Consider the following 26,933-nt stretch of genomic DNA (forward strand, 5'->3'; position numbering starts at 1 on the left):
AATAAAAAAACGGTATATTGGAAGGAGTAATTTTGCGAACGTATGGTTGCAGCTTGAAAGGTGGATATCATGATGAAAAACGACAAGGCTTTTAATGACACATTCTTAAAAGCGTGCCGAGGAGAAAAAGCCGCCCATGTACCGGTATGGTACATGAGGCAGGCTGGAAGATCACAGCCTGAGTACAGAGCGCTCAAGGAAAAATACGGACTGTTCGAAATTACGCATCAGCCCGAACTGTGCGCTTACGTGACAAGGCTCCCCGTCGAACAGTACGGTGTCGATGCGGCAATACTTTATAAAGACATAATGACACCGCTTCCAGGTATTGGCGTTGACGTCGAAATTAAAAACGGCATCGGTCCTGTCATCGATCAGCCGATCACATCTCTCACAGATGTTGAAAAACTCGGCGAACTCGAGCCGGAGGAGCATATACCATATGTGCTGGAGACGATCAGGCTCTTGACAGAAGAACAGCTGAACGTTCCGCTGATCGGTTTTACTGGGGCGCCGTTTACACTGGCCAGCTATATGATCGAAGGTGGCCCGTCCAAAAACTACAATAAAACAAAAGCGTTTATGTACAGCCAGCCTGCTGCATGGGACCTCTTGATGAAAAAGCTCGGGAAGATGGCGGCTGTATACGTCAAAGCCCAAATCCGCGCCGGCGCCAAAGCCATTCAAGTGTTCGATTCCTGGGTCGGCGCGTTGAATGTCGGTGATTACTGCCGCTATATCAAGCCGACGATGGACATTCTTTTCAAAGAGCTGAAAAAAGAAGGCGTGCCGCTGATAATGTTCGGGGTCGGCGCAAGCCACCTCGCGACTGAATGGCACGATCTTGACCTTGACGTCGTCGGGTTGGACTGGCGGATGAGCGTGCAGGAAGCCAGGGATAAAGGGCTGACAAAAACGCTTCAGGGGAATTTGGATCCTTCGATCCTCCTCGCCCCGTGGGAAGTCATTGAAGAGAGGACGAAAGCCATTCTCGATCAGGGCATGCAGACGGACCGGTTTATTTTCAACCTCGGTCACGGGATTTTTCCCGAAGTGAGTCCTGACACACTGAAAAAATTGACGGCATTTGTTCATGAGTATTCCGCCTCAAAAAAATCGAGCCTGATGACATGAGCATTTCAGTTGGTCTTTTCAATATAAACTGTCAAAATACGTATAGATCATGATCTTTAAAGAGGTGTTCACGTTGGGTAAAAAGAAAATGGGGCTTCTTGTTATGGCGTATGGGACGCCGTACAAAGAGGAAGACATTGAACGTTATTATACACACATCAGAAGAGGCAGGAAGCCTGAGCCTGACATGCTTCAGGACTTAAAAGACCGCTATAAGGCGATCGGCGGAATTTCTCCGCTTGCAAAGATCACGGAAGAGCAGACGAAGCAGCTGGAAAAACGCTTAAACGAGCTTCAGGATGATGTGGTATTCAAGTCATATATCGGTCTCAAACATATCGAACCTTTCATCGAGGATGCCGTTCAGGAGATGCATAAAGACGGGATTACAGAAGCCGTCAGCATCGTGCTTGCGCCCCATTTCTCCACCTTCAGCGTACAGTCGTACAACAAGCGGGCGAAAGACGAGGCTGAAAAGCTCGGCGGATTGTCGATCACATCGATCAACAGCTGGTATGATGAGCCGAAATTCATCGCATATTGGGCGGATCAAGTGAGAAAAATCTATGACGAAATGCCTTCGGAAGAAAGGGATAACGCCGTCTTGATTGTATCGGCGCACAGCCTTCCTGAAAAGATCGTCGAAATGGGTGATCCATATCCTGAACAGCTTAAAGAATCAGCGAAGCTGATTGCCGAAGCAGCGGGTGTAAAAGATTACGCCGTCGGCTGGCAAAGCGAAGGAAACACCCCTGATCCGTGGCTTGGGCCGGATGTTCAGGATTTGACCCGTGACTTGTCAGAGCAAAAAGGGTACAGCGCTTTTGTTTATGCTCCCGTCGGCTTCGTAGCTGACCATTTGGAAGTTCTTTATGACAACGATTATGAATGCAAAGTCGTCACAGACGATATCGGAGCAAGCTATTACAGACCTGAAATGCCTAACGCAAAACATGAGTTTATCGATGCTTTAGCAGATGTTGTATTAAAACAATTGGAGAAAGAACAGTAAAGAAGGCGATTGTAAATGAGTGGAGAACGCAGGCAGATTGTCATCATCGGCGGCGGTATTACCGGATTGGCCGCCGCCTTCTACTTGGAGAAGGAAATCAAAAAGAACGATCTCCCGGCCGAAGTCACGCTTGTTGAAGCAAGTCCGAGACTGGGCGGAAAGATACAGACGGTACACAAAGACGGCTATGTGATTGAACGGGGGCCGGATTCATTTTTGGAACGGAAGCAAAGCGCACCTCAGCTCGTGAAGGATCTCGGGCTGGAGCACTTGCTCGTGAACAACGCGACAGGCCAGTCTTATGTTCTTGTCAGCGAAACGCTCTATCCGATTCCGGAAGGAGCTGTGATGGGGGTGCCGACAAAAATCGGACCTTTTCTGACAACCGGCTTGTTTTCCTTGCCGGGGAAGTTGAGAGCCGGAATGGATTTGCTGCTTCCAGCGAGCAAGCCGCAGGAAGACCAGTCGCTCGGAGAATTTTTCAGAAGGCGTGTCGGCGGTGAAGTGGTGGAGAACCTGATCGAACCGCTTTTGTCAGGCATTTATGCCGGGGACATTGACCGCCTCAGTCTGATGTCAACTTTCCCGCAATTCTACCAGACAGAACAGAAGTACAGAAGCTTGATCATCGGGATGAAAAAATCGCGCGGCGCCCAGAGCGCCAAAAAGCCTGCGAACAAAAAGAAAGGCCAGTTCCAGACGGTGAAAACCGGCCTGCAGACGATTGTTGAAGAACTGGAAAAGCAGCTCGATATCACAAAGGTTTATAAAGGCACAAAGGTCGTCAGCATTGAGCGCGCGGGCTCGGGCTACAGCATGAAGCTTGACAACGGCAAGGTGCTTCACGCTGATTCGGCCGTGGTCACCGCTCCCCATAAAGCAGCTGCCGCGATGTTTCCAAAAGCGGATTGGCTGAAGGGTTTAGAAGATATGGTGTCAACATCTGTCGCCAATGTGGCGCTCGGATTTCCGGAAGAAGCCGTCCAAATGGAGCATCAAGGAACAGGCTTTGTCATTTCAAGGAACAGCGACTTTTCGATTACGGCGTGTACTTGGACAAACAAAAAATGGCCGAGCACAACGCCTGAAGGAAAAGTTCTGTTAAGAGCTTATGTGGGGAAAGCCGGCGATGAGTCCGTTGTCGAACAGTCAGATAACGAAATGGTGAAAATCGTCCTCGACGATTTAAGACGGATTATGAAGATCGACGGCGAGCCGGAAATGACCTGCATCACAAGATGGCATGAAGCGATGCCGCAATACCATGTCGGCCATAAGAAAAGAATGAAAGAGATCAGGGAAGGGTTACAGGCGTCATATCCGGGCGTTTTCATGACGGGGGCCTCTTTTGAAGGGGTCGGCATTCCGGATTGCATCGACCAAGGCAAGCAGGCCGTAGCCGATGTGCTCTCACACCTTTTCGAATAAAGAAGAGCAAATAAAGCTGTCCGAATCCATTCGGCGGCTTTTTTTATTTCACTCTTTTTACAGCTTTCATCATTTTAAAGTTTGTTTATGGAAAAGATAACATTTAAATTATTGCATTTTATATTCAGGTGTGTTACATTACTTTTTGTACTTACTGACCAAAATGTTCAAATAGTCAATTTCGGGGTGAGAAACCGTGAGCAAAGATCGAAAAGCACTGATTTTAGAAGCGGCGACAAAATCGTTTACACAATTCGGCTACAAAGCGACGACGATGGATCTGGTGGCGAAGCTTGCCAATGTCGGCAAAGGTACGATTTATACTTTTTTCAAGAATAAAGAGGAACTGTTCGACGACATTTTTTCTTCGCTTCTGATTGAGATGAAGCAAACGGCTGATCAAGCGATTGATCCTGATCTGCCTTTTCACGAAAATGCCCATCGCGCGATGATGGCGATATTGGAGTACAGAAAGAAGCACCAGCTGACCATTAAGATCTTTCAGGAAGGTGCGGAGCTCGGCACACCGGCGGCCCGCGAAGTGATTGAAAAGCTGGAACGCATGGTCATCAGCTATATTAAGAGAAAGATTAAAGAAGCGATTAAAAATGACGATATTAGACCGTGTGACCCCGAGCTGAACGCGTTTGTCATCTTCAAGCTTTACATCGCGCTCATCTTTGACTGGGAAAAAAACCATGAACCGCTGAAAGATGAAGAGTTGGCAGAGATGCTGAAAATGTATATTTTAAAAGGATTATCTCGTTAGATTGTCCTTTCTTTGTTTAAAGGGGTGCTTATCCGCATAGAGAGCGGCTACTAACTAGGAGGCGTATCAACATGAATGTTTTCAAAAACCAGTGGAGAGAACTGATAACCAATAAAAAACTACTGATATCCGTGATCGGGGTTCTCTTTATACCGCTGATTTACAGCAGCATATTTTTGGCGGCGTACTGGGACCCATACGGAAACGTCGATCAGCTCCCCGTAGCGGTTGTGAATTCCGACAAGGGAACGACATATGAAGGAAAAGACCTTCACATCGGCGACGACCTTGTCAAAGAACTGAAAAAAAACGATAAATTCGACTGGCATTTTACGACGAAGGAAAAAGCGCTGAGAGGCTTGCAAAATGAGGAATACTACATGGTTGTAGAAATTCCTGAATACTTTTCGAAAGATGCCAGCACGGTGATGGATAAACATCCGAAAAAGCTGAATCTGATTTATCATACAAACGCCGGACGAAACTATGTCGGCGCCCAGATCAGCGATAAAGCGATTGAGCAGCTTCAGCATTCAGTCGGTTCTGAAATCACGCAGCAATATGCTGAAGTCATCTTTGACAATTTCGGCAAAATCGCAAAAGGTCTCGGTGAAGCCAGCGAAGGTGCCGGAAAACTGGATAAAGGACTGAAAGATGCGAAAGAAGGAAGCGAAAAGCTGAAAAAGAACCTTGAAAAGCTTGCGAAAAGCCAAATTCAGTTCAACAAAGACGGAATGGAGAAGTTCGGCGCGGCATTCAATACGCTGAACGACAAAATTCATGAACTTGATTCAGGGCTTGCGCAATTTTTAGAAAAAAGCGGCCAGCTGCACAGCGGTGCTCAACAGCTCCAACAAGGCATGCCTCAGATTGTGGCGGGATTGGAGCAGATGAATGAAAAAGCACAGATGATAAGCAAACTCGAAGAAGCCATTTCAAATGAAAAGATTCAGCAGCTTGAAACGGCACTTTCAAACGCCGAAAAGGCGAAAAAAGAAATCAGTCAGATTTCAAAAAATATTGATGAGCTTGAAGCGGCATTGAAAAACCAGCACAGTGAAGTCAAACAAATTATTGAATCCAGCAACATGCTGACACAAGAACAGAAAGCCGCGCTTATGAAACAAGTCGATGAAAAAATGGGAACGGTGAAGCTGCCTGAGTTTGACAAGTTGAAAGCGCAAATTCCCGATGTAAGCGAACTTCCCGATTTATCCGGGCTGAAACAGAAGCTTGAGGAATTGAAGCGAGTTCCTTCGGATGTGAACAAGCTTTATAAAGGATCGCAAAAGATTCAGCAAGGGCTCGATGCGCTGACAAACGGTTTGGGTGCTTACAACGAAAAATTCGTGGAGGCGAAAAGCGGATCATCCAAAATCGCCGAAGGCAGCCAGACGTTAGTCGGGAAGTTCGGCGATCTGCAAAGCGCGGCTGATAAACTGAAAGACGGTTCTTCCAAGCTTGCAGAAGGGGCTAAATCTCTTGATGAAGGTCTTGGCAAGCTGTCTGACGGAAGCGGGGAGCTGTTTGACAAGCTGTCTGACGCTGCCGATCAGACCGGCGATATTCAAGCGGGAGACGAAAACTACAATATGTTCTCAGATCCCGTCGATGTGAAAGGCGATAAAATCGATCCGGTTTCCAACTACGGAACAGGATTAACCCCGTATATTTTGTCGCTCGGCTTATTTGTCGGTGCATTAATGATCACCGTCGTCTTTGATGTGAAAGAGCCGGCCGTCCGGCCTGAATCAGCTTTCGGCTGGTTTATGAGCAAATTCAGCGTACTTTTTGCAGTGGGGATTCTTCAAGCGGCGATCGCCTGCACGATCATTCTCTCTGGCATCGGGCTTGAAGTGCAAAGCGTCTGGAGATTTTATGTGTTCAGTATGATCATGAGCATTACATGTCTTGCGATCATTCAATTTTTGGCTGCGACCATGGGAAATCCGGGACGTTTCATTGCCGTCATTCTGCTCGTACTTCAGCTTGGAGGAAGCGGAGGAACATTCCCTCTTGCACTTGTTCCTAAGTTCTTCCAAGTCATCCATTCCGCACTGCCGATGACCTACAGCATTGCGGGATACAGAGCGGTGATTTCAAGCGGAGACTACGCGTATATGTGGGAGCAGGCTGCCGTGCTCGGCGGTGTTGCGATCGTCATGATGGCCTTGACGCTGATTTATTTTAAAGTGCTGCTGAGAAAAGGAAAAGTTGAAGAGCAGCACGCATAAAAGAAAAACATCTTTTCAAGCCCGGCAAGGGCAAGAAAAGATGTTTTTTTTTGAAATCAGGAAGCTGGCGCGCCCCATTTTACAATCAGTCCCGTATATGTAAGACCCCCGCCGAAACCGAACAGAATCAAGGTATCGCCCTCTTTCAACTTTCCGTTTTTGACGGCTTCATCAAGGGCGAGAACGATTGATACGGATGAGGTGTTGCCAAACCATTCGACGCTCGTCAGCGCTTTTTCGAGTGAAATTCCGGTTTTTTCGCAAATTGATTCGACCATTCGCAAATTCGCGCTGTGCGGGACGAACCAATCGATATCTTTCAGCTCCATTTCAGCTTGGATAAGCAGCTTTTTGACGCCTTCGGGAATGGATCTGACCGCCCATTTATACACTTCGCGGCCGTTTTGAACCATTTTTCCTTCACCTGAGAGCGGCTCCCCTTTAAGGTCGCTGCGCAAGCCGGTTCTGTATAAATGGCGGGCTCCGTCACCTTTCGTATCCTGGGTAAAAGTAATAAAGCTTGGGGAATTGTCGTCCCGTTCGACAAGCAGGGCGCCCGCGCCGTCGCCGAACAAAATGCAAGACGCGCGGTCTGTGTAGTCGGTTGTTTTGGATAAGGTTTCACCGCTGATCACAAGAATTTTTTTATGCAGTCCGGAAGTGATCAGGCCGTTGGCGATATGCAATCCGTATGTTAATCCCGCGCAAGTCGCATTTACATCCACCGCGCCGACTTCTTTCCATCCGAAGTGCTCCTGAACCTGGCATGCCGTGCTTGGAAAAGCATAGTCCGCCGTTGTGGTAGAGACGATGATCATGTCAATATCGTCCAGCGTGCCGTTGTATCTGCTTTGTAGATTTTCAACGGCCTTTATGCAAAGATCTGATGTGAATTCGTGACTTCCTGCGATTCGCCTTTCTTTCATTCCTGTCCGCTGAACGATCCATTCATCAGAAGTATCGACGATTTTTTCAAAGTCTTTGTTTGTCATGCGCTTTTCGGGAACATAGGTGCCGATGGCGGAAATTCGCGCTTTTGATAAAGTTTTCATGAAGTTCACTCTCCTTTTTTTTATTATAACACCTAGTATTAGTATCTGGTACTAAAATATTGATCTGATGTATACTATAAACATCACAAGTTGGGAGGAATGAACAATGTCAGGACAGAAAACGCTGGAGCTCATCAAGGAGCTCGTCTCCATCCCGAGCCCTACCGGAAATACGTATGACATCATAGACTATATCAATCGCCTATTACAGGAAGAAGGAGTCGAAACAAAGTTTAACCGTAAGGGCGGCCTGATCGCGACGATACCGGGCCGCGACAAAGCCCGGCACCGGATGCTCACCGCTCATGTCGATACCCTCGGAGCGATGGTGAAAGAGATTAAGCCGAACGGAAGGCTGAAAATTGACTTAATCGGGGGGTTCAATTACAACTCGATTGAAGGCGAGTATTGCAAAATTGAAACAGCATCAGGGAAAACTTACACCGGCACGATCTTAATGCATCAGACATCAGTGCATGTTTACAAAGACGCCGGAAAAGCCGAGCGGAACCAGAAGAATATGGAGGTCCGCATTGACGAACCGGTCCGCAGTGAAGAAGAAACCCGGGCGCTCGGCATCAATGTCGGTGATTTTATCTCCTTCGACCCGCGCGTTGAGATCACACCGAGCGGGTTTATCAAATCGCGTCATCTTGATGATAAAGCAAGCGTCGCCCTCCTTATTGAGCTGATCAGAACGATCAACACAGAAGGGATGACACTGCCTTACACAACACATTTTTTAATTTCCAATAATGAAGAAATCGGTTATGGCGGCAACTCCAATATCCCGCCTGAAACGGTGGAATATTTGGCTGTTGATATGGGAGCGATCGGCGATGGGCAGTCAACCGACGAATATACGGTATCCATTTGTGTGAAGGATGCCAGCGGGCCATATCACTACGGGCTTCGCAAGCGTCTGACCGCTCTTTGTGAAACATACGGAATCGAGTATAAGCTTGATATTTACCCGTACTACGGCTCAGATGCTTCAGCAGCCATCAGAGCGGGCCATGATATCGTCCACGGGCTGATCGGCCCGGGAATTGACGCATCCCACGCGTTTGAAAGGACGCATCAGTCGTCCCTGGAGCAGACGGCAAAGCTGCTGTATCATTATGTCCTGTCTGACATGGCATAAAAAAGCTCCCAAAGGACCCCGGTCCCTTGGGAGTAAAAAAAGAGTGGAAGTCATCCATCCGTAGAGGATGGCGTTTACTTACCAGTAATCATAGTGTTTTTTCTTTTTGCAGTGATCAAAGTGGTCAAACTTCTTGTAGTCATAGTCATAATCATACTTCTTATAGCATGGATAATAGTAGTAATAATAGTAGTAGTAGTATTTCTTGCAGTCGTGGTCTTTCTTGTGGTAGTCAAAGTCATAATCTTTCTTGCAATGGTCATGGTAAAAATACATTAAACTTCCCTCCAGTTTTCTTTTCTAATTTAACTACAGTACATCGTATGTAAACGAAAGGAAGTTGTTTGGACAGGTTTCTTGAGCAAATTGCATATTTTTAAAAAAACGTATGTTTCTCCAAAAGCGGGAAACATACGTTTTTTTGCGGGCTGTCAGCCGGACATTTTCATATCTGCCGGCTCCCTTTGATTTAAGACGGTCTGTCCTTTAACGGCGTCATATTCACCTTCCCATTTTGACATGACCACAGCGGCAAGAGCGTTTCCGGTCAGGTTGACGACCGTTCTCGCCATATCCATAATCCGGTCGACTCCGGCAATGAAGGCCAGCCCTTCAGCAGGAACGCCGATCGTGCCCAGAGTCGCGAGAAGAACGACGAATGATGTGCCGGGAACGGCAGCCATTCCTTTAGAAGTGACCATCAGGACAAGGATGAGCGTGAGCTGCTGCCCAATGGACAGATCGATGCCGTAGACCTGCGCCAGAAACAGCGCCGCGATTGCCTGATACAGGACAGAGCCGTCAAGGTTAAATGTGTAGCCGATCGGAATGACAAACGACACAATGCCTTTCGGACAGCCGATTTTCTCCATTTTTTCCATGACGCGCGGAAGCACAGTTTCAGAGCTTGATGTACTGTATGCAAGAAGAAGCTCATCTTTCATATAGGCCAAAAATTTAAATATATTGATACCGCACAGCTTGCCGACGATCCCAAAAATGACAATCAGAAAGAAAGCAAGAGCAAGATAGACAAGCAAAACGAGCTTTCCCAATGATAAAAGCGAAGAAAAACCAAATTTTGAAACCGTTACACCAATTAAAGCAAAAACGCCGAACGGCGCGAATTTCATGACGATGTTCACGACGTGGAACATGGCTTGAGACGTTGCCTCAAAAAAGGAAAGCACAGGCTTGCCTTTTTCGCCTATGGCTGACACTCCGAGTGCGAACAGAACAGTGAAGCAAATGATCGCAAGCAGATCGCCTTCAGCGAGCGATTGGAAAAAGTTTGTCGGCACAATGTGCAGGAACGTGTCTGCGACAGATTTGGTGCTTGCCTCTTTTTCTGTTTCTACATATTGGCTGATATCCTGTTTTTCAGCACCAGAAAAGTTTACGCCGTGTCCAGGCTGAATGATATTTCCAAGGAGCAGTCCGAGCACGATCGCAAAAGTCGTAATGATTTCAAAGTACAGAATCGTCCGAAAACCGAGCCTGCCGACCTTTTTTCCGCTGCCGGCCCCTGCAACCCCGACAATCAAGCTTGAAACGACAATAGGAATCACAATCATTTTGATTAATCTTAAGAACAAATCACCGACGGGCTGCAGATACGTTGCGACCGCAGGGTTTCCGAACCAAATCGCTCCTGCTGCAACACCTAAAATCAGCCCGAGGAAAATTTGTGTGGCTAATCCGAATTTAAGTCTTTTCATAGATGCCCTCCCAACGCATGCTTAATTTATACTAGAATATTAAACTTGAGATCGTAAATTAAGTATAGCGAAAGAAAATACAGCTCGTCCATTAAAAAAATAACGTCTGAATATATTGAAAATTCAAATATGAGATGATCATCCCAGCTTAAATTCAAATCGGGACGTTCATCGGTGTATATTTCCCTAAGTGAAATAGTAAAATGTTATTAAAATAATGAATTTTGACAAGAATCTCTCTCTTTATAACTAACTTTATGACAAAAAAACGCCCCGGGGAGATCCGCCGGGGCATTTTTTAATGACGTCTATATATCTTTTACATTTAAGCATTTAGAGCAAGTGTTTCCGTAGCATTCGTGCTGCTCATCAATATCGTGGCCGCATTTTGAACATTTTTTGGAAGGCAAATTTCTGAAGAACTCGGTGATTTTAGCGAGCATGTTGATTCCCCCAATTCGTTTGTTGTCATCATTGTATTATAACAGTATCTAGTAAATCAATGTCTGTTTTATGACAAAATATAAAACATGCAATTTTTAAGAAAAATGGGTATATTGAATAGGGGGACGATAGACACAAAAAAGAGGTGTGTATATATGAAGATGACAGTCATCGGCTGCTGCGGAGGATTTCCGGCTGCAAATGAAGCGACTTCAGGCTATCTCTTTCAATCCGGGGATTATTCCGTTTTAATCGACTGCGGCAGTGCCGTTTTATCGAAGCTTCAGCTGTTTCTGCCCGTTGAGGAGCTTGATGCCGTTATATTATCCCATTATCATCACGACCATATTGCGGATGTCGGCCCTTTGCAATTTGCCAAACTGGTCGGCTCATTCCTCGGCAAGGGAGCGAATGCCCTTCCGATATATGGACATCCTTTTGATGAAGAGCAGTTTTCAAAGCTTACATATAAAACGCATACCGCTGGATTGGCCTATGATCCGAAAGAGTCTTTGGCAATCGGACCGTTTACGTTCACGTTTTTAAAGACGGTTCATCCTGTTGACTGCTTTGCTATGAGGGTGACGGACGGTGTTCATTCTGTCGTTTATACAGCCGATTCGAGCTTTCAGGAAGCTTTCATCCCGTTCAGCGCAGGAGCCGATCTATTGATCTCGGAGTGCAATTTTTATGCGGATCAGGATGGGAGAAGCGCCGGTCATATGAACAGCCTCGAAGCGGGACGCATCGCTGCAGAAGCGGGTGCGGGACATCTGCTCTTGACACACCTCCCGCATTTCGGGGAACATCAAAAACTAGCAGAAGAGGCCAAAACCGTTTATAAAGGCGCGGTTGATCTGGCGCACACCGGTTATGCGTGGGGAGAATAGAAGGAGGAACTGACAAACATGCTGTTTATCGATAATCAAAATATTACAGATCCGAGGATCAACTTGGCGATTGAGGAGTACTGCTTAAAGCACCTCGATCCTGAAGAGACGTATCTGCTGTTTTATATCAACCAGCCGTCGATCATCATTGGCAAAAACCAAAATACGATTGAGGAAATCAACACAAAGTATGTGGATGAAAACGGGATCATTGTCGTTCGCAGGCTGTCAGGCGGCGGAGCTGTCTACCATGACCTCGGGAACTTGAACTTCAGCTTTATTACGAAAGACGACGGCAACAGCTTCCATAATTTTAAGAAGTTTACGGAGCCCGTTGTGGCCGCTTTAAAGCGGCTTGGCGTCGATGCGGAGCTGAGCGGCCGAAACGACTTGATGGCAAACGGCCGGAAAATTTCGGGAAACGCCCAGTTCTCAACGAAAGGGAGAATGTTCAGCCATGGCACGCTGTTGTTCGATTCTGAGATAGAACATGTCGTATCGGCTTTAAAAGTAAAAAAAGATAAAATCGAATCAAAAGGCATCAAATCGATCAGGAGCCGGGTAGCCAATATCAGCGAATTTCTCGATCAGAAGATGACGACAGTGGAATTCCGAAGCATGCTTCTCCGCTATATTTTTGATACAGAAGGGGAAATACCGGAGTATAAGCTGACTGAAAAAGACTGGAAAATCATCAATCAAATTTCAAAGGAACGCTATCAAAACTGGGATTGGAACTATGGGAAGTCTCCGAAATTCAATCTTCAGCATTCAAAACGATTTCAAGCGGGATCGGTCGACATCCGCCTGGAAGTGCAAAAAGGCGTGATCTGCGAGTGCAAAATATTCGGTGACTTTTTCGGAGTCGGCGATGTCAGCGATATTGAAGAGAAGCTGACAGGCGTACAGTATGAAAGAAAAGCGATTGAAGAAGCCCTTCAAGGCGTCGACATCAAGCATTACTTCGGCAATATTCAAAAAGAAGAATTTTTGGATCTTGTCTACTAAAAGAGAGGCTGCGGTTTCCGCGGCCCCTTTTTAACTTGAGAGGAATGGAAGATATTTCCCAACAGCCCTTGAGTGTTTTCTGTTCATTTACTATAATGGGAATAGATTTTGATTATCACAAAATGAATGGTCATTCATTCATTTTTAAGGGGTGGGAGAATGAATTTAGTTTCAAAATTAGGGGAAACAGCTCAATCAAAGCCTGACAGAACCGCTTATATTTTTGGGGAACAGACGGAAACATACGGGGGATTACAGCAGAAAATTGATTGCTTTGCAGAAGGTCTGCGCGAAATCGGGGTGGAAAAGGGAGATCATGTTGCTTTGCTTCTCGGCAATACCCCGCATTTTGTGATTGCGTTTTACGGTGCGCTGAAGGCCGGAGCTGTTGTCATACCGATCAATCCGGCCTATACGCCGACTGAGATCGGCTATATGCTGACAAATGGCGACGCAAAAGTGATCGTGGCTCTGGGACAGCTGCTTCCGCTTTACGAAAAGGTGCATGAATCCCTTCCGAAAGTCAGCTGCGTCGTGCTTTGCGAAACGGGAGAGCCGCTTCGCGAACCGGAAAGCACCGAGGTTAAGATGAAATTGAAATCGTTTACAAACATTATGAAACCTCCTGTCCGGCCGTTTCCTGAAATCGACGCCGAAGATACGGCCGCCATCCTTTATACGTCAGGAACTACGGGAAGACCAAAAGGGGCGATGCTCACACATCAAAATCTATTTTCGAATGCAAATGATACAGCCCGCTATCTAACAATGAATGAATCTGACCTTGTCGTCGCCGCCCTGCCGATGTTCCACGTTTTTTGTTTAACGGTCTGCATGAATGCGCCGCTCATGAACGGCGCAGCGATTTTGATCGTGCCGAAATTCAGTCCCGCCGAAGTTTTCAAGCTGATTAAAAAGCATCAGGCGACGATCTTCTCAGGCGTGCCGACAATGTACAATTACCTGTACCAGTATGAAGGGGCGGATGAAACCGGTTTTCGATCCATCAGGATTTGCATCTCAGGTGGAGCAGCCATGCCTGTCGCTCTCCTGAAAAGTTTTGAAGAAAGATTCGGCGTTCTCGTTTTAGAAGGCTACGGTTTGTCGGAGGCTTCTCCTGTTACATGCTTTAACCCGTTCAGCACCGGCCGCAAGCCAGGATCGATCGGCACGAACATTCTCAATGTCAAAAACAAAGTCGTCAATGAAATCGGGGAAGAGCTGCCTGCCGGTCAAGTCGGGGAGTTGATCGTTAAAGGGCCGAACGTTATGAAAGGGTACTACAACATGCCGGAAGAAACGGCCCATACGATTAAAGACGGATGGCTGTATACAGGTGATTTGGCAAAACGGGATGAAGACGGTTATTTTTATATCGTCGACAGAAAAAAAGACATGATTATCGTCGGCGGCTATAATGTCTATCCGAGGGAGATCGAAGAAGTGCTCTACCTTCATCCGGAAATCGCAGAAGCGGTGGTGATCGGAGTGCCAGACCCGAATACGGGAGAAGCCGTCCAGTGCTATGTCGTTCCGAAGAATAAAACGCTGACAGAGGATGATGTCTTGTCGCATTGCAAAAAGCATCTTGCCAAATACAAGCGCCCGGCGGCAATCGTCTTCATGGATGAAATACCGAAAAATTCGACCGGCAAAATTTTAAGGCGCGCTTTAAAAGACATTTTGACAAATCAATCTTGACACGTTAAAAGGGACGCCTGCCGCGTCCCTTTTCTGCAGTTCTCTGAGAAGAGCGTCTTTTTCCTTTTGTCGGAGAACAAAATATGTGCCCTCCTCTTCTTTCAGGATGACGGCTTCATCTTTCTTCAGCCAGACGGTGAAGTGAACGCGATGTGTGTCGGTCATGCTGATGTATCCGTGATACGCCGGAGAAGGCAGGCTATGCGCCGACTTTTCTTTCATTCTTTTCCCTTTGTTAAATGTATCAAGCAGAACGCCTATGTTGTGCCTATCTTTGATGCTGACCGTTTTTTCGCTGTCATCTGCCTGCTTCAAGATGATTTCTTCGGCATTTCTTGAGTCGAAAGGCTCCGCCATCAAGTGGAATACATAAAAGACAGTGATAGATAAAATACCGAAAAAAAGTATGATCCCCATTATTTTTTTCAGAATGATCACCTCAGGCTATTTATTTTCTCCGTTTAATGGCTTTTCATCCTAAAAAATTATGCTATAATGTTCAATAAATTATACAAATGTTCAATTTATTGAGAGGAGGCAGAAGATGAATTCGATTGAAAAACAAGTCGCAGAAAACATAAAGAGGCTGCGAAAAGTCCGCAATTACAGTCTTGATCAATTGTCATCGATGACTGGCGTCAGCAAAGGCATGCTCGCGCAAATTGAAAAAGGCTCTTCAAGTCCGACGATCACAACTTTGTGGAAGATCGCAAACGGGCTGCAAGTATCATTTACTTCCTTGGCAGAAAAGCCCGCGGGGGAGCCGACGGTCGTCAGAAAGCATGAGAAAACGCCCGTTTTGGCCGGAGAAGAAAAATACGCGGCATTTCCGCATTTTCCCTTCGACCAGAAAAAGAAGTTTGAAATCTTTTATATTGAACTTGCGCCTGGCTGTGTACACGAATCAGAGCCTCACCACGGAGGAATTGAAGAGTATGTGCTCGTCTCTAGAGGAGCGATCGCGGTGACGGCGTGTGATTACACCTGCAGCCTGAACGAAGGCGATGCGATGCATTTCACCGCAAACACCGTGCATACGTACGAAAACAACACGGAACAAACGGCATCATGTTATACACTCATTTATTATCCGTAAAGAGGTGTCAAGATGGAAAAGCACGATTCACTCAACTTTCTAGACGGGCTTCGTTCAGGGGTTTCCCTTGCCGTCGGCTACATTCCGGTCGCTTTGACATTCGGGCTTTTGGCGAAAACAACGGGGCTGTCGCTTTTTGAAACGTTTTTGATGAGCGCCCTTGTTTTCGGAGGAGCGTCCCAGTATATGTCTTTAAGCATGCTCGCCGTTCAGACGGGAATCATCGAAATCGTTATGACGACGTTCATTGTGAATATCAGACATTTTTTATTTTCGGCGACTTTGAATCAATTGGTAGAAAAAGATTCGCCTTGGAAAAAAGCGTTTTACTCATTTTTCGCGGTGACAGATGAATCGTTTGCCGTCGCTGCTCTAAGAAAGGAAAAGCTAACGACCGGGTATATGATCGGCCTTGGTTCGATCGGATATGTAAGCTGGGTTTTTTGGAGTGCGGCCGGGCATTTTGCAGGGGCCGCCATGCCGGCTGTTCTCCAGGAAAGCATGAGCATCGCCCTTTATGCCATGTTTATCGGATTGTTGGTGCCGCCTTTGAAAAAACAGCGAAAAGTCCTGCTGCTGGCGGGGGCGGCTGCGTTATTCAATACGGTTTTCCAAATGAACGGAATATTGTCGGCAGGATGGTCGATCGTCTGCGCTACGCTTTTATCTGCCGTCCTGATTGAATGGCTGTACCAATTTAGAACAGAGGGGAAGAGAAACTATGTTTAGCCCGATCATCTGGATGATTATCGGCATGGCTGCCGTTACATATGTGCCGCGGGTGGTGCCGCTTATTGCTTTTGAAAGCCTGAAGCTTCCCGGATTTTTGGAGCGCGTGCTGAAAAATGTGCCGTACGCCGTCTTAGGGGCTCTCATTTTTCCGGGAGTTTTTTTGGTGCAAAGCGGTATGCTCTACGGACTTGCCGGCGCTCTTATCGCATTTTTATTTTCCTATTTTGGAGCAAGCGTCATAGTCGTCGTGATGGGGACGATTTTGACGCTCGCAGGCGCCGGCCTCTTGCTCTCATTGTAAGGCTTGGTTCTAACTTTCGCATGAAAAGCTTACAATAGAAGTAACTGCTATGTGAGAGGAAGTGATTCGCCATGCGGAAATGGATCGCGGGAGCCGGTCTCCTGTATGTGCTGTACGGCCTTTTTTTCTATTGGTATCTCTTTATGGCCGGTGAACCCTCCGTTCCTGAGGCGCTGAAAGGGACAAGCGCAGACCCGGCGGCATTTATGAACGAAAGAGAACTCGTGCTGACGGAAGATTACTCGAAAATAAAGGACTTTCTGTTTTTTATCCGGATTCCGTTTGAATGGTTTTTATTTTTTATATTGTTGATTGCCGGTTTATCCAGGAAAATGAAAAATTGGGCGGAGCAGACCTCGAAGAGGAGAAGCATTCAAATCACGGCATATGTTTTTGCTTTGTTTCTGATCGTCACGATCGTTTCTTTGCCGCTTGACTGGATCAGCTATCAATATTCGCTTGACTACGGCATATCAACCCAGACAACCGCGAGCTGGATCAAAGACCAGGTGATCGACTTCTGGATCAGTTTTCCGATAACGGCTGCGGCGGTGATCGTCTTTTACTATTTGATCAAAAAGCATGAAAAACGCTGGTGGTTTTATGCCTGGTGTCTGACGGTTCCGGTTACGCTGTTTTTATTTTTTCTCCAGCCGGTTGTCATTGATCCTTTATACAATGACTTTTATCCGCTGAAAAATAAAGAGCTTGAACAAAGCATTCTGAAGCTGGCCGATCAGGCGGATATTCCTGCGAATCACGTCTATGAAGTGAACATGTCTGAAAAAACGAATGCGTTAAATGCCTATGTAACAGGAATCGGCGCCAATAAAAGGATTGTGCTCTGGGATACCACGCTGAACAAGCTGGATGAGCCGGAAATTTTATTCATCATGGCGCACGAAATGGGACATTATGTGATGAAGCATGTTTACATAGGACTTGGCGGGTATCTGCTTTTATCCCTTGCTGTCTTTTATGTGATCGACAAGCTGTACAAGCGGATCATCGGCCGCTATGGAAGAAGCCTTCATATTGCAGGAAAATCCGATCTAGCCGCACTTCCGCTTCTTCTGATGCTGATGGGGGTCATCTCTTTCGCGTCGTCTCCATTTACGAACGCAGTTTCGAGGCATCAGGAAAAAGCTGCTGACCAGTATGCGATTGAACTGACGCAAAACAGCGATGCAGCGGTTTCGACGTTTCAAGAGCTCTCAAAAGCCGGGCTGAGCGAGGCAAACCCGCCGTTTCTCGTCAAGATTTTTAAATACGGCCATCCGACGATCATGGAACGGATTCAAAATATTGAACAACCTTCATCAGAATGAAGAAAAAGCTAGTGCTAAAAACACTAGCTTTTTCTATATGCTATTTGTTAGAATATGTTATTGAGCGGCAGCTTCGACATTGATCAGACCTTTCCCATAGTAGAAGGAGCTTCCCAAATAAGTCGCCGTGCTGGAGAGACGGTTGCGGACTTGTGAAGCTGAAAGGTTCGGATGTTTTGACAAGATCAAAGCTGCTGCTCCCGCTACATGAGGAGAAGCCATTGACGTTCCGTTCAATGTTGCATAAGTGTTCGTTGGGTAAGTGCTGTATACGCCTGCGCCAGGAGCCATGACTTCAAGCTCTGCTCCCACACTGGAAAATGAAGCTCTGTTGCTGTTAGAGTCTACCGCACCAACAGCGATGACAGAATCGTATTTCGCAGGATAGCCAATTGTATTCGTGTTTCCTGAAGATCCGCTGTTCCCTGCTGCAGCTACAACGACAACCCCTCTTGCATATGCATTGTCGACTGCCTGTTTCATCGCTGTCGAGCCTGATGCTCCCCCAAGGCTCATATTGATAACATCCATGCCGTTTGTTGTCGCCCACTCGATTCCGCTTACAATGCCGCTGTATGATCCGCTTCCGCTTGAATTCAGTACTTTAACCGCGTACAAGGATACGCTTGGCGCAACGCCTAATACACCCGTTGTATTGTCAAGCGCAGCTACTGTACCGGCAACATGCGTGCCGTGTCCGTTGCCGTCGGTGTTATAAGCTTCGCCAGCCACAAAGCTTGCTCCGCCGACTACGTTCAAGTCCGGATGAGAAGCTTGGATTCCTGTATCCAGGACGGCTACTTTTACATTCGCTCCCTTAAAGCCTTGAGCCTGCACTTTGTCCGCTTTAATGAGAGGAATGCCGTAAGGAACGGTTTGCGCCAAGGCATGGGCCACATGATCCTCTTCCACATAAGCGACATCCGGATCATTTTTGACTTCCTTAAGCGCTTCTTTGTCTAGCTTCGCTTTTGCCGCGTTGATGATTCTAAACTGCTTGTCCACTTTTCCGCCGCTCTCTTTGATGATGTCCTTTTTGACAGATGCGGTTTTCACTCCTGACTTAAATCCGACAATATAATCCTTTTCAACATTTTTCGCCGGTTGAGCAGCAGAAGCGGAATCGCTGAATGCCATCGTGAACACGAGCATGAAGGCCGTCAGCATCCCAAGCCAAAAACTCTTTTTCCTCATCATTATTCACTCTCCTCCTCTTTATTCAGAATAATTTAAATAGAAGGATAATATAATCTATTCCAATTATTCTGTTAATTTATTATAGAAAAAAAATGAATTATATGGTAGGCCTATTTTTTTGGAGGACCAATTTAAAATTTTTTGGTTATTAATAACTGTTTTAGAAAAATGTTCAGTTCGAAAGTATGAATAGACCGCTTCAGCCTGGCAGGGAAAGAGGTCCCGAGGGCCGCGAATGACAGGAGATTGCTCCATCTGATTCATTTTATGAAAATACTATTCATTTATTTTATGAGATCATTTTTTGCCGAAGGAGGTTGCAGCCTTGTCGATCATCTATTAAAATATGCAATATATCGCATACAGAAACGGGTGAAAGATATGAAATCAGCTCATGTGAAAGGCGTATTGATGGTGCTTGCAGGGGCTTCATTGTGGGGATTATCGGGAAGCGCTGCACAGTACATATTTGAAAGGGGAGCGGTTGAAGCCGGCTCGCTTGTCTCTGTCAGGCTTCTGGCATCGGGAGTCATTCTCTTGTTATATGTTTCAATGAAAAACGGTTTTCAACATGTGTGTCAGATATGGAAGAAAAAAACAGATATTTGTTCGATTTTAGTATTTTCCATTTTTGGAATGCTTGCTGTTCAATATACGTTTTTTGCTTCAATCGAAAAGGGTAATGCCGCGGCTGCTGCAATTCTTCAATACTTGGCGCCTTTTTTCGTATTGTTTTACCTATATGTTAAAAAAGAACTTCCGCCTAAGTGGAAAGATGCCGTACTTACTTTATTGGCGCTTTTCGGCGTGTTTCTTCTTTTGACAGGCGGAAGGCCGGACAGTTTGTATATTCCGGCCGAGGCCGCCGTTTGGGGCATTTTGTCCGGTGGAGCGCTTGCTTTCTATACGGTTTTTGCAGGAGGATTAATTCAATCGTTCGGTGCTTTGACGGTTACGGGATGGGGTATGCTCGTCGGAGGGGCCGGAATTTCTTTTTTGTTTCCGCCGTTTCGGTTTGACCTTTCGCACATTGGGGCAGGGGAGGCGGCAGCCATTCTGTTTGTTGTATTGTTCGGCACAGCTTTGGCGTTTGCCCTATACATCGGCAGCCTTTCTTATCTTTCCGCAAAAGAAACGAGCTGCCTGAGCTGCGCCGAACCGCTAGCGGCTGTTTTGTCGTCGGCGGTCTGGCTGGGTGTGCCGTTCAATGCCTTTCAAGGTGCCGGTACGGTAATGGTGATCATCACGGTCATCATTCTTTCCCTCAGCAGAGAAAGCAAAGCGGGGGATTCCGTGAATGAACGGGTGTAGAAAGGAGAAGGAGGCTCCTTTCTTTTTTTATAATGATAATGATTATCGTTGTCATTGGTATGAAGTGTTGCTATAATAATTTCGTCTACTACCAGAAAAGGAGATACATATGAAGCACAAGTATTTTGCTATTTTATTCCTATTGATGATATCAGTGTTGACAGCCTGCTCGGGGGGAAGCGAAAGTACGAAAACCTCCAGTCAGGATTCCGTGACAGTTAAGCACGACTTAGGAGAAACGAAAGTAAAGAACAATCCGAAAAAAGTTGTTGTTCTTGAATTGGGTTTTATTGATGCGCTCCTTGATGCGGGCATTAAGCCTGTCGGGATTGCGGACGACGGCAAACCTAAGTTTATTAACGAGAAGGTCAGAGAAAAAATCAAAGGGTATACTTCAGTCGGTTCGCGCGCCCAGCCAAGTTTTGAAAAAATTGCTTCTTTAAAGCCCGATTTAATAATTGCCGATTCGAGCAGACACAGCGGTGTCTATGATAAACTGGCGAAAATTGCGCCGACAATCGCGCTGAAAAACTTGAATGCAGATTATCAGGACACGCTTGACGCGTCTCTTACGATTGCGAAAGCCGTCGGCAAAGAAAGCGCAATGGAGAAAAAGTTGGCTGAACATAAACAAAAGCTGAATGAATTGAAACAGAAATTCGGGAGCCGGAAACAGAGCATTCTTCTGCTCGGAAACACAAATGAAGCAATCACTGTGCGCGACGAAAACTTTTTCACGTCTCAGCTTCTGACGAAAATCGGCTATACATACGGTGTCAGAGACAGCAGCAAAGGCGATGGCGAAAACGGTGAATCCGTCAATATTAAAATGACGCTTGAGCAGCTGCTTGAGAAAGACCCCGACACCATTGTCCTGATGACGGGAGAAAAAGATAAAGTCGATGAAGACGGGAAAAGACCCATTGAAAAAGACCCTCTTTGGAAAAAGCTCAGCGCTGTCAAAAACGGCAAGGTTTATGAAGCCGACAGATTCGCCTGGTCGCTCCGCCGCAGTATTGACGGAGCAGATGCGCTGATAGATGAAATCGGTCAGCATCTTCTGTCTGAGGATCAAAAGAAATCTTAAGAGCCTGCCAGCTTGCTGGACGGGATGACGCATGCTTTTTACAAAAGCATGCGCTTGTTTTTTTCTAAAGGAGTGACCTGTTTTGATATATATGAAACGTTTTGCACCGCTCATTTTTGTTTTTCTTTTGCTCGCGGGTTTTGCGCTTTCTGTTTCAATCGGTTCGTCAACGATTGCGCTGCCCGACATTTGGGCAGCTGTGTTTATGTACGACGGTTCAAAATTGCACGCGATTATTCAGTCCATCCGAATTCCGCGCGCCTTGGCCGCCGCATTCATCGGCGCGAATCTAGGGGCCGCGGGCGCACTGATGCAGGCGGTGACAAGAAATGCGCTGGCATCTCCGAGCATCTTCGGAATCAATGCAGGGGCCTCTCTTGCTGTCGTATGTTTGACGGTGATGTTTCCTGCGCTTGCCGCTCCCCAGACAGCGATGGGAGCCGCTTTTGCCGGCGGTGCCGCGGCCGCGCTGGTCGTGTACGCGGTTGCCTCAGTATTCAGCGAACACGACAGGGATATCAGCTTTGCCTTGATCGGTGTCGTCATTCAGGCGATCATTGCTTCGATGACGCAAATGCTGCTCATTTTTCATGAAGAGTCGACGGAAACGCTATTGTTTTGGCTCTCCGGTTCTTTAGCGGGGAGCTCGTGGGATAAGCTTCATTTGTTGATTCCGGTAAGCATGGCAGGTTTGTTGACGGCTTTGGCCTTAGGGAGGGCGGCTTCCGTCATGAGTCTCGGAGATGATGTGTCACATGGGCTGGGACAAAATGTATGGCTCAGCAGATTGTTCATCGCTTTCACTGTTGTCGCGCTGGCAGGAGCATCGGTGTCCGCTGCCGGACCGATTGGTTTCATCGGTTTGATGGTTCCTCATATGATCCGGTATCTGATGGGGGCTGACTATCGGTTCGTGATTCCGTATTCGGCATTGCTAGGAGCCGTTCTTTTGCTGTTTGCTGATATTCTGTCCCGCTTTGTCTATTTTCCGTACCAAACGCCGGTCGGAGTTGTCACGGCAATGATCGGGACGCCGTTTTTCATCTATTTGGCGAGAAGACGGAAAAAGGGGGCGGCATGATGAACAATGCGGAAAGAAAAATGAAAAGACGGCGCGGGCAATCGGCGCTTGTCCTCTCTGCGTTATGCGCCTGTTTGTTGATGCTCATTGTACTCAATTTGGCGATCGGCGATGAAAACATCGGACTGTGGGACGTAATGAAATCACTGGCAGGGCAAGGGGATGCAGGAGTCCGCTTCTTGGTGATGGAATTTCGAATGCCGCGCATCCTTCTCGCTGTGCTTGCCGGAGGGGCGCTTTCAATCGCAGGTGTAGTCGCACAATCGCTGATGAAAAATCCGCTGGCCGCCCCTGACACGCTTGGCATTACAGGAGGAGCGGGATTGGGCGCTGTGATCGTTACGGTCTTGTTTTCACAGCAAAGTCCGCTTCTGCTGACAGGCGCCGCCTTTTCAGGAAGCGTTTTGGCTGCGGCTCTCGTCTATTTATTGGCTTATCGAAACGGGATTTCTCCTGTGCGGCTGGCGCTTGTCGGGATCGCGGTCAATGCTTTTTGCCATTCGGGTATTCAGCTACTCATTTCAAGGGGGAGCCCGAATGTCAACAACGCATTAATTTGGCTGAATGGAAGTCTGTGGGGGAGAGACTGGGATGATGTACTGTCTCTTTTCATATGGTGTTGTCTGGTCATTCCTCCGTTATGGTTTGCGGCAAAACCGCTCGATATCATCAAATCAGGGGACGGGATTGCCGTCGGCCTCGGCATCCGGCTCGAAAGAACGCGATTTCTGCTGCTTGCCGGTGCGGTCCTACTGACAGCTGCGGCTGTGACCGCCGTGGGAACAATCGGTTTTATCGGGCTGATGGCGCCCCATATCGCAAGAAAGCTGGCAGGGGCTGAAACGAGGATCTTGATTCCCGTTTCAGCGCTCGTCGGCGGCATCGTTCTTTTGATAGCCGATGCCGCCGGAAGAGGCCTTGTTCCGCCGCTTGAAATACCGGCTGGATTGATCGCAGCCATTATCGGCGGTCCGTATTTTATCTATTTACTGCGCCGCGAAGCGAGGCAGGGGAGAGCATAAAAAAGACGGCATCAACCTTGCCGTCTTTTTTTAATTTGACAAATGGTGTGAAAGATTGTAATCCTTCACATGCCATTTATTTTCATGGAATTTGATGTTGCTTAGGCACGCATTGACGAGCTTCGTATTTTCCAGGTTGATGTCGCCGTTTGAGATTTTTGACAGAAGGGCGTGTATCGCGGCTCCGTGTGCGACGATCAGCACTTTTTTGTCCGGATACCGCTCGCTGACCTTTTGAACGCCGGCCATCAGCCGTTCGGCAAGCGCTTCTTTTGATTCCTGATTCGGATATTCTTTATCGGGGTAGAGCCTCGTTCTTTCTTCGAATGGCATCCCTTCTGCATCTCCGTAATTCCTTTCGATGAAATCTTCCATTTCGATGATTTCAAGTCCCAGGTATTGATTGATGATTTCAGCGGTTTCTTTCGCTCTTCTTAAAGGGCTTGTAATGATGACGTCCCAGTCGGACCCTTTCAAAAACGCCCCGGTTTCTTTTGCCTGTTTTTGACCGGTTTCATTTAAAGGGATATCGGTTCTTCCCTGCAGTTTTCCTAAAGCATTCCAGTCTGTCTCGCCATGCCGGATCAAACAAATCGCAGTCATTCTGAAAAATCTCCTTTCGATGTCGGCTTTCGCGTTTTTCGGTGATATGGCTATTATACTAAATTTAAATACAATGACTACGAATGATGACTGGAACAGAGAAAAATTCAAACGTTTTTTTCAAAAAGGAGCGCCATACCGACTCCGCCGCCGCTGCCGATCGCCGCGACGGCATACTTCAAGTTGTCTCTTCTTGCCGCTTCGTAAAACAGGCGGGTTACCAACACGGCTCCTGAAGCACCGTACGGGTGTCCAAGCGCCAAAGCGCCTCCCCTGACATTCAGTTTGTGATAGGGGAGGCCAAGCTCTCCGGCGCAGGCCGCGATTTTGACGGCGAACGCTTCATTGATCTCAAACAAATCGATGTCTTTGACAGACAGGTTTCGTTTCTTTAAGAGTTTTTGAATCGCGGGCACCGGAGAAATTTGCGGAACGTTTGGGTCGACGCCGGCGACCGCGCTGTCAACAAATCGGAGAACAGGCTGCAAGCGGAGCGCTTCCGCTTTTTCTTCGTTCATCACGACAACCGCGCTTGCGCCGTCGTGAATTCCACAGCTGTTTGCGGCTGTTACGGTTCCTCCTTTTTTAAAGACTGGTTTTGCTCTTTCGATGATGTTTTCCAGCAGTCGTTTGCGAATCATGCTTTCATCGGCCGCCAATCCTTGAAATGGCAGAATCTCGTCGTCATAATAGCCGTTTTCAAACGCGGACTCGCTTCTTTTATAGCTTAACAGGGCATAGTCGTCCTGCATCTTGCGGGTAATGCGGTACCGATCCGCCGTCAGCTCAGCGGCAATTCCCATATCCGGATCACCCCATTCATCGGGAGAAAACCTCGCTCTTCCCGGAAAAGGGGAGAGGCTTGCACTTTCTGTACCTCCGGCAATATAGCAGGATCCTGCCCCAGCTTGCACGAAACAGCAGGCGGTCCGGATCGCTTCAAGTCCAGCGCTGCATTGACGGTCTATCGTCATTCCTGAGACGGAAGCGGGAAGACCGGCGGCAAGCGCGGATAAACGGGCGATGTTGCCGCCCGGTCCGACCACGTTTCCGAGGATGACCTCGTCCAATATCCCGTTCAGCGGCTTTGCGAGGTGCTTGATCAGGGAGGCGGCCAGATCATGGGGCTCGGCATTTTTCAATAAGCCGTTTTGTCTGGCGAGCGGCGTTCTTTTGGCGGCCGTGATAACAGCTTTCATCTGATCACGTCCTTCAGCTGTTCTTTCAGAAGGTGACGGGCGACTTTTCCTCCGGAAGTATGCGGAATCTGTTCGAGATAGTGCCACATTCTCGGCACTTTGTACGGAGCGAGTCGGCTTTTGCAATATGTTTTAAGCTCTTTAACCGGGGCTTTACCCTTAATGACGGCTGCCGCTTTTTCTCCCCAGTAATCGTCGCGGATGCCGATTACTGCAGCTTCTTCCACTTCCGGGTGTGACAGGAGAACACCTTCAACCTCTTCGGGGAAAATATTGATGCCGCCGTAGACGATCATGCTGTTCTCCCGTCCTGTTATGTAGAGGTAACCATCTTCATCCATCCAGCCCATGTCATCGACTGTCATCCAGCCGTTTTCATCAATCGGGGAGGCGGCGGCCGCTTCTTGGAGGTAGCCTGAAAACAGCATCGGGCTTTTCACGAAAATTTTGCCGACCTCCCCGGTTCGGACTGCTTCCCCTGAGCTTGAACGGATGGCAACGTCAACATTGTGAAAAGGCCGTCCGACAGAGTCCGGCTTCACATGAAAGTCTTCCGGAGCGGATACAGAGACGAAGCTCATCTCAGAAGTTCCATAAAAATCGAATAAAGAAAGATGCGGATGCGCTTTTTGAATCGCTTTTTTTGCCTGCCTGCTCCAATTGGCGCCTGAAGAAATGACCTTGACCGGTTTATCGATTCGCCTGTTCTCCGCTCTCAGGGCTTCAGTCATCGTCGGCACCGTGAACAGCGTTGTCACGGGATTCCGGGCGACTGCGTTTTCGAGCCGGGACGGCGAAAATTTTTTCAGAAGGTAGACGGTTCCGCCGAGATACAGCGTTGTCATTGCTCCGTATAAAAAATGCGAGAAGAAGAGCGAGCCGGGTATCACGACGCTGTCTCCGGCTGATAGCTGAAAATCCCTGCTGCTGATGCGGAAGCTTTCGACCCAGGAGCGATGCGATCTGATGAATGCTTTCGGAGCTCCGGTAGACCCGGATGTAAACCCGATGTAAAACGGTTCATCATCAAATGGGCGAGGTTCCAGGACCGGAGCGTGATTGATTTCGTCAAGGCATTCGTTCAGAAGCAGTGTTTGTTCAAGAGCAGGGAACGGCTGATCCGAGATGAACAGTTCGGCTTTGCAAAGAGAAAGCTTTTCCCGGCATTCAGACGGGCTCCAGCGCGGATCAAACGGAACGGCCGTCCAGCCGGCCATCGCCGCTCCCGCGAACAGCTGCAAAAAAGGCAGTCCGTTTGGAAGCGAAAAGGCCATCCTTTTATTCTTTGTTTTTTTCGCGCTGAGCCAGCCGGCCGTCCTGCATACTAACTGGTGCCATTCCAGATAGCTGACAGACATTTCATCTATTTGAACAGCCGTTTTCTGAGGATAGCGATTGGCGTGGTATTGATAAGTCTCAGTAATTGGCACGGTTTCATTCCT

Annotated in this window: 26 protein-coding genes; 17 read left to right on the top strand and 9 right to left on the bottom strand. The window is 47.4% G+C overall.

The genetic code is table 11. The features are described 5' to 3' along the window. The first annotated feature begins 72 nt into the window (after window positions 1–72). From hemE to CP943_RS06050, 5 genes are all read left to right on the top strand, one after another. Window positions 73–1,134 (top strand): uroporphyrinogen decarboxylase, encoded by a 1,062-nt coding sequence (gene hemE, locus CP943_RS06030; protein WP_023856564.1) that lies wholly within the window; start codon window positions 73–75, stop codon window positions 1,132–1,134. Window positions 1,135–1,207: 73 nt separating this feature from the next. Beyond that, window positions 1,208–2,146 carry a ferrochelatase gene (hemH, locus tag CP943_RS06035; RefSeq protein WP_023856565.1) on the top strand — a complete coding sequence of 313 codons (939 nt, stop codon included), beginning with the start codon at window positions 1,208–1,210 and terminating at the stop codon, window positions 2,144–2,146. Window positions 2,147–2,161: 15 nt separating this feature from the next. After that, window positions 2,162–3,574 carry a protoporphyrinogen oxidase gene (gene hemY / locus CP943_RS06040; RefSeq protein ID WP_023856566.1) on the top strand — a complete coding sequence of 471 codons (1,413 nt, stop codon included), beginning with the start codon at window positions 2,162–2,164 and terminating at the stop codon, window positions 3,572–3,574. A gap of 196 nt (window positions 3,575–3,770) precedes the next feature. Then, window positions 3,771–4,343 (top strand): TetR/AcrR family transcriptional regulator, encoded by a 573-nt coding sequence (locus tag CP943_RS06045; RefSeq protein ID WP_003180287.1) that lies wholly within the window; start codon window positions 3,771–3,773, stop codon window positions 4,341–4,343. A 71-nt stretch (window positions 4,344–4,414) separates the two neighbouring features. Further along, the gene (locus CP943_RS06050; protein ID WP_105980852.1) at window positions 4,415–6,577 is read left to right on the top strand and encodes a YhgE/Pip domain-containing protein; all 2,163 of its coding nucleotides are present in this window, start codon (window positions 4,415–4,417) and stop codon (window positions 6,575–6,577) included. 56 nt (window positions 6,578–6,633) lie between these two features. Here CP943_RS06050 and CP943_RS06055 read toward each other — a convergent pair whose 3' ends face one another. Further along, the gene (locus CP943_RS06055) at window positions 6,634–7,629 is read right to left on the bottom strand and encodes a ketoacyl-ACP synthase III (protein ID WP_003180291.1); all 996 of its coding nucleotides are present in this window, start codon (window positions 7,627–7,629) and stop codon (window positions 6,634–6,636) included. A 106-nt stretch (window positions 7,630–7,735) separates the two neighbouring features. Here CP943_RS06055 and CP943_RS06060 point away from each other — a divergent pair, with 106 nt between their 5' ends. Beyond that, on the top strand, window positions 7,736–8,773 hold the full coding sequence (locus CP943_RS06060; protein WP_016886430.1) for a M42 family metallopeptidase: 1,038 nt from the start codon (window positions 7,736–7,738) through the stop codon (window positions 8,771–8,773). A gap of 78 nt (window positions 8,774–8,851) precedes the next feature. Here the strand turns inward: CP943_RS06060 and CP943_RS06065 are convergent, their stop codons facing one another. The 3 genes from CP943_RS06065 to yhfH form a co-directional block, all read right to left on the bottom strand. Beyond that, window positions 8,852–9,049, bottom strand: a complete 198-nt coding sequence (locus tag CP943_RS06065) for a hypothetical protein (RefSeq protein WP_003180298.1) — start codon at window positions 9,047–9,049, stop codon at window positions 8,852–8,854. A gap of 155 nt (window positions 9,050–9,204) precedes the next feature. Continuing rightward, window positions 9,205–10,491: a glutamate/proton symporter GltT gene (locus tag CP943_RS06070; protein ID WP_003180300.1), complete on the bottom strand. Its 1,287-nt coding sequence runs from the start codon at window positions 10,489–10,491 to the stop codon at window positions 9,205–9,207. A 308-nt stretch (window positions 10,492–10,799) separates the two neighbouring features. Beyond that, complete coding sequence (gene yhfH / locus CP943_RS06075; RefSeq protein WP_003180302.1) at window positions 10,800–10,934, bottom strand: protein YhfH; 135 nt, start codon at window positions 10,932–10,934, stop codon at window positions 10,800–10,802. 156 nt (window positions 10,935–11,090) lie between these two features. On the opposite strand from yhfH, the gene CP943_RS06080 reads away from it, so the two are divergent. The 3 genes from CP943_RS06080 (at window position 11,091) to CP943_RS06090 (ending at window position 14,534) form a co-directional block, all read left to right on the top strand. Next, window positions 11,091–11,825, top strand: a complete 735-nt coding sequence (locus CP943_RS06080) for an MBL fold metallo-hydrolase (RefSeq protein ID WP_105980853.1) — start codon at window positions 11,091–11,093, stop codon at window positions 11,823–11,825. Between the two features lie 18 nt (window positions 11,826–11,843). Continuing rightward, window positions 11,844–12,833: a lipoate--protein ligase gene (gene lplJ / locus CP943_RS06085; protein WP_020450815.1), complete on the top strand. Its 990-nt coding sequence runs from the start codon at window positions 11,844–11,846 to the stop codon at window positions 12,831–12,833. A gap of 159 nt (window positions 12,834–12,992) precedes the next feature. Then, on the top strand, window positions 12,993–14,534 hold the full coding sequence (locus CP943_RS06090) for a fatty acid--CoA ligase family protein (protein ID WP_039072636.1): 1,542 nt from the start codon (window positions 12,993–12,995) through the stop codon (window positions 14,532–14,534). Here CP943_RS06090 and CP943_RS06095 read toward each other — a convergent pair. Then, complete coding sequence (locus tag CP943_RS06095; protein ID WP_020450817.1) at window positions 14,505–14,951, bottom strand: YhfM domain-containing protein; 447 nt, start codon at window positions 14,949–14,951, stop codon at window positions 14,505–14,507. The two genes, CP943_RS06090 and CP943_RS06095, sit on opposite strands and share 30 nt — an antisense overlap. A gap of 127 nt (window positions 14,952–15,078) precedes the next feature. Here CP943_RS06095 and CP943_RS06100 point away from each other — a divergent pair, with 127 nt between their 5' ends. From CP943_RS06100 to CP943_RS06115, 4 genes are all read left to right on the top strand, one after another. Then, window positions 15,079–15,630 carry a helix-turn-helix domain-containing protein gene (locus CP943_RS06100; protein WP_003180313.1) on the top strand — a complete coding sequence of 184 codons (552 nt, stop codon included), beginning with the start codon at window positions 15,079–15,081 and terminating at the stop codon, window positions 15,628–15,630. A 12-nt stretch (window positions 15,631–15,642) separates the two neighbouring features. Continuing rightward, complete coding sequence (locus CP943_RS06105) at window positions 15,643–16,359, top strand: AzlC family ABC transporter permease (RefSeq protein WP_003180314.1); 717 nt, start codon at window positions 15,643–15,645, stop codon at window positions 16,357–16,359. After that, window positions 16,352–16,663: an AzlD domain-containing protein gene (locus tag CP943_RS06110; protein ID WP_025811755.1), complete on the top strand. Its 312-nt coding sequence runs from the start codon at window positions 16,352–16,354 to the stop codon at window positions 16,661–16,663. The genes CP943_RS06105 and CP943_RS06110 overlap by 8 nt, the downstream gene beginning before the upstream one ends. A 71-nt stretch (window positions 16,664–16,734) precedes the next feature. Next, complete coding sequence (locus tag CP943_RS06115) at window positions 16,735–17,991, top strand: M48 family metallopeptidase (RefSeq protein ID WP_079289326.1); 1,257 nt, start codon at window positions 16,735–16,737, stop codon at window positions 17,989–17,991. Window positions 17,992–18,048: 57 nt separating this feature from the next. On the opposite strand, the gene CP943_RS06120 is transcribed toward CP943_RS06115, so the two are convergent. Then, complete coding sequence (locus CP943_RS06120) at window positions 18,049–19,185, bottom strand: S8 family peptidase (RefSeq protein ID WP_023856571.1); 1,137 nt, start codon at window positions 19,183–19,185, stop codon at window positions 18,049–18,051. 384 nt (window positions 19,186–19,569) lie between these two features. Here CP943_RS06120 and CP943_RS06125 point away from each other — a divergent pair, with 384 nt between their 5' ends. The 4 genes from CP943_RS06125 (at window position 19,570) to CP943_RS06140 (ending at window position 23,689) form a co-directional block, all read left to right on the top strand. Further along, the gene (locus CP943_RS06125) at window positions 19,570–20,499 is read left to right on the top strand and encodes a DMT family transporter (protein ID WP_026579953.1); all 930 of its coding nucleotides are present in this window, start codon (window positions 19,570–19,572) and stop codon (window positions 20,497–20,499) included. 109 nt (window positions 20,500–20,608) lie between these two features. Continuing rightward, complete coding sequence (locus CP943_RS06130) at window positions 20,609–21,586, top strand: ABC transporter substrate-binding protein (RefSeq protein WP_026579952.1); 978 nt, start codon at window positions 20,609–20,611, stop codon at window positions 21,584–21,586. A gap of 82 nt (window positions 21,587–21,668) precedes the next feature. Further along, window positions 21,669–22,667, top strand: a complete 999-nt coding sequence (locus CP943_RS06135; RefSeq protein WP_026579951.1) for a FecCD family ABC transporter permease — start codon at window positions 21,669–21,671, stop codon at window positions 22,665–22,667. Then, window positions 22,667–23,689: a FecCD family ABC transporter permease gene (locus tag CP943_RS06140; protein ID WP_035339053.1), complete on the top strand. Its 1,023-nt coding sequence runs from the start codon at window positions 22,667–22,669 to the stop codon at window positions 23,687–23,689. Before CP943_RS06135 ends, CP943_RS06140 begins: the two co-directional genes overlap by 1 nt. 30 nt (window positions 23,690–23,719) lie before the next feature. Here CP943_RS06140 and CP943_RS06145 read toward each other — a convergent pair whose 3' ends face one another. From CP943_RS06145 to CP943_RS06155, 3 genes are all read right to left on the bottom strand, one after another. Beyond that, on the bottom strand, window positions 23,720–24,292 hold the full coding sequence (locus CP943_RS06145; RefSeq protein ID WP_020450824.1) for a histidine phosphatase family protein: 573 nt from the start codon (window positions 24,290–24,292) through the stop codon (window positions 23,720–23,722). Between the two features lie 107 nt (window positions 24,293–24,399). Further along, window positions 24,400–25,491, bottom strand: a complete 1,092-nt coding sequence (locus tag CP943_RS06150) for an acetyl-CoA C-acyltransferase (protein ID WP_105980854.1) — start codon at window positions 25,489–25,491, stop codon at window positions 24,400–24,402. Continuing rightward, on the bottom strand, window positions 25,488–26,921 hold the full coding sequence (locus CP943_RS06155) for an AMP-binding protein (RefSeq protein ID WP_229129127.1): 1,434 nt from the start codon (window positions 26,919–26,921) through the stop codon (window positions 25,488–25,490). Before CP943_RS06155 ends, CP943_RS06150 begins: the two co-directional genes overlap by 4 nt. Between the last annotated feature and the right edge of the window lie 12 nt (window positions 26,922–26,933).

The organism is Bacillus paralicheniformis (assembly GCF_002993925.1).
Taxonomy (GTDB): domain Bacteria; phylum Bacillota; class Bacilli; order Bacillales; family Bacillaceae; genus Bacillus; species Bacillus paralicheniformis.